This window comes from Microbispora sitophila (assembly GCF_014892245.1).
In the GTDB taxonomy this organism is placed as follows: domain Bacteria; phylum Actinomycetota; class Actinomycetes; order Streptosporangiales; family Streptosporangiaceae; genus Microbispora; species Microbispora siamensis.
Genome location: NZ_JADBGC010000062.1, coordinates 2,501 through 5,319, shown reverse-complemented (window position 1 = coordinate 5,319; position 2,819 = coordinate 2,501). Strand labels below are relative to the sequence as shown.

Genomic DNA, 2,819 nt, shown 5'->3' with positions numbered 1-2,819 from the left:
CCGCTATGACCGCCGTAACCCCACGAAACACACAACCAACTCACAAGCGGTTGCTGTCTCTGAGATCACATAGTGAACGCGAGCACATCATGGTCAAGTCCTCGGCCTATTAGTACCGGTCAGCTCCACACATTACTGCGCTTCCACTTCCGGCCTATCAACCCCATCATCTCTAGGGGGCCTTACCCACTCTCGTGGTGGGAGACCTCATCTTGAGGCGAGCTTCCCGCTTAGATGCTTTCAGCGGTTATCCCTACCGAACGTAGCCAACCAGCCGTGCTCCTGGCGGAACAACTGGCACACCAGAGGTTCGTCCGTCCCGGTCCTCTCGTACTAGGGACAGCCCCTCGCAAGTCTCCTGCGCGCGCAGCGGATAGGGACCGAACTGTCTCGCGACGTTCTAAACCCAGCTCGCGTACCGCTTTAATGGGCGAACAGCCCAACCCTTGGGACCTACTCCAGCCCCAGGATGCGACGAGCCGACATCGAGGTGCCAAACCATCCCGTCGATATGGACTCTTGGGGAAGATCAGCCTGTTATCCCCGGGGTACCTTTTAGCCGTTGAGCGACACCGCTTCCACACGCCGATGCCGGATCACTAGTCCCAGCTTTCGCTCCTGCTCGACCCGTCAGTCTCACAGTCAAGCTCCCTTGTGCACTTACACTCGACACCTGATTGCCAACCAGGCTGAGGGAACCTTTGGGCGCCTCCGTTACCTTTTAGGAGGCAACCGCCCCAGTTAAACTACCCACCAGACACTGTCCCCCACCCGGATCCACGGGCGCGGGTTAGACGTCCAAAACGACCAGAGTGGTATTTCACCAATGACTCCACCCTGACTAGCGTCAGAGCTTCCCAGTCTCCCACCTATCCTACACAAGACGCTCCAAACGCCAATGTCAAGCTGTAGTGAAGGTCCCGGGGTCTTTCCGTCCTGCTGCGCGAAACGAGCATCTTTACTCGTACTGCAATTTCACCGGGCCTGTGGTTGAGACAGCGGGGAAGTCGTTACGCCATTCGTGCAGGTCGGAACTTACCCGACAAGGAATTTCGCTACCTTAGGATGGTTATAGTTACCACCGCCGTTTACCGGCGCTTAAGTTCTCACCTTCGCCAACACAAGTGCTGGCTAAGCGGTCCCCTTAACGTTCCGGCACCGGGCAGGCGTCAGTCCGTATACATCGTCTTACGACTTCGCACGGACCTGTGTTTTTAGTAAACAGTCGCTTCCCCCTGGCCACTGCGACCCCCACCAGCTCACGAAGCAAGTCCGATCACCAGTAAAGGTCCCCCTTCTCCCGAAGTTACGGGGGCAATTTGCCGAGTTCCTTAACCACAGTTCACCCGACCGCCTTGGTATTCTCTACCTGACCACCTGAGTCGGTTTCGGGTACGGGCCGCCGCGACACTCACTAGAGGCTTTTCTCGGCAGCATAGGATCACCCACTTCGCCACAATCGGCTCGGCATCACACCTCAGGCACATGAGAGACGGATTTGCCTATCTCTCGCCCTACATGCTTACCCCGGGACAACCACCGCCCGGGCTGGGCTACCTTCCTGCGTCACCCCATCGCTTACCTACTACCAGATCAGGCCAGGCGTTCACCCTGACGCCGGCTCCGAAGAGCCAACCGGGCTAAGGACCCTTAGTATCACTGGATTCGATATGGGCGCATCACAGCGGGTACGGGAATATCAACCCGTTGTCCATCGACTACGCCTGTCGGCCTCGCCTTAGGTCCCGACTTACCCTGGGCGGACGAACCTGCCCCAGGAACCCTTGGTCATCCGGCGCAGAAGATTCTCACTTCTGACTCGCTACTCATGCCTGCATTCTCACTCGCACGACCTCCACCACACGATCACTCGGCAGCTTCACCGGCTCGCACGACGCTCCCCTACCCACCACCAACTGACAAATCAGCCGGCGGTGCCACGACTTCGGCGGTGTACTTGAGCCCCGCTACATTGTCGGCGCAGAATCACTTGACCAGTGAGCTATTACGCACTCTTTCAAGGATGGCTGCTTCTAAGCCAACCTCCTGGTTGTCACTGCGACTCCACATCCTTTCCCACTTAGCACACGCTTAGGGGCCTTAGTCGGTGATCTGGGCTGTTTCCCTCTCGACCACGGAGCTTATCCCCCGCAGTCTCACTGCCACGCTCAACTTACCGGCATTCGAAGTTTGGCTGACGTCAGTAACCTTGTCGGGCCCATCAGCCATCCAGAGCCCTACCTCCGGCAAGCAACACGCAACGCTGCACCTAAATGCATTTCGGGGAGAACCAGCTATCACGGAGTTTGATTGGCCTTTCACCCCTACACACAGGTCATCCCCCAGGTTTTCAACCCTGGTGGGTTCGGTCCTCCACGCAGTCTTACCCACGCTTCAACCTGCCCATGCGTAGATCACCCCGCTTCGGGTCTACAGCATGCGACTCAAACGCCCTATTCAGACTCGCTTTCGCTACGGCTCCCCCACACGGGTTAACCTCGCCACACACCATAACTCGCAGGCTCATTCTTCAAAAGGCACGCAGTCACATCACAGCCGCCCGAAGACGACTACGCTCCTACGGCTTGTAGGCACACGGTTTCAGGTACTATTTCACGACCCCTCACCGGGGCGCTTTTCACCTTTCCCTCACGGTACTCGTTCACTATCGGTCACCAGGAAGTATTTAGGCTTACCAGGTGGTCCTGGCAGATTCACACAGGATTCCTCGAGCCCCGTGCTACTCGGGAACACTCCCAGCAGTCGGCAAGATTTCGCCTACCCGGCTATCACGGTCTACGGCCGCCCTTCCCAGAGCG

Annotated in this window: 1 rRNA gene (cut by a window edge); it reads right to left on the bottom strand. The window is 57.8% G+C overall.

Features of this window, described 5'->3' with window-relative positions:
- Positions 1-89 precede the first annotated feature (89 nt).
- A 23S ribosomal RNA gene (locus tag IL992_RS45285) occupies positions 90-2,819 on the bottom strand; it runs 383 nt beyond the window's last position.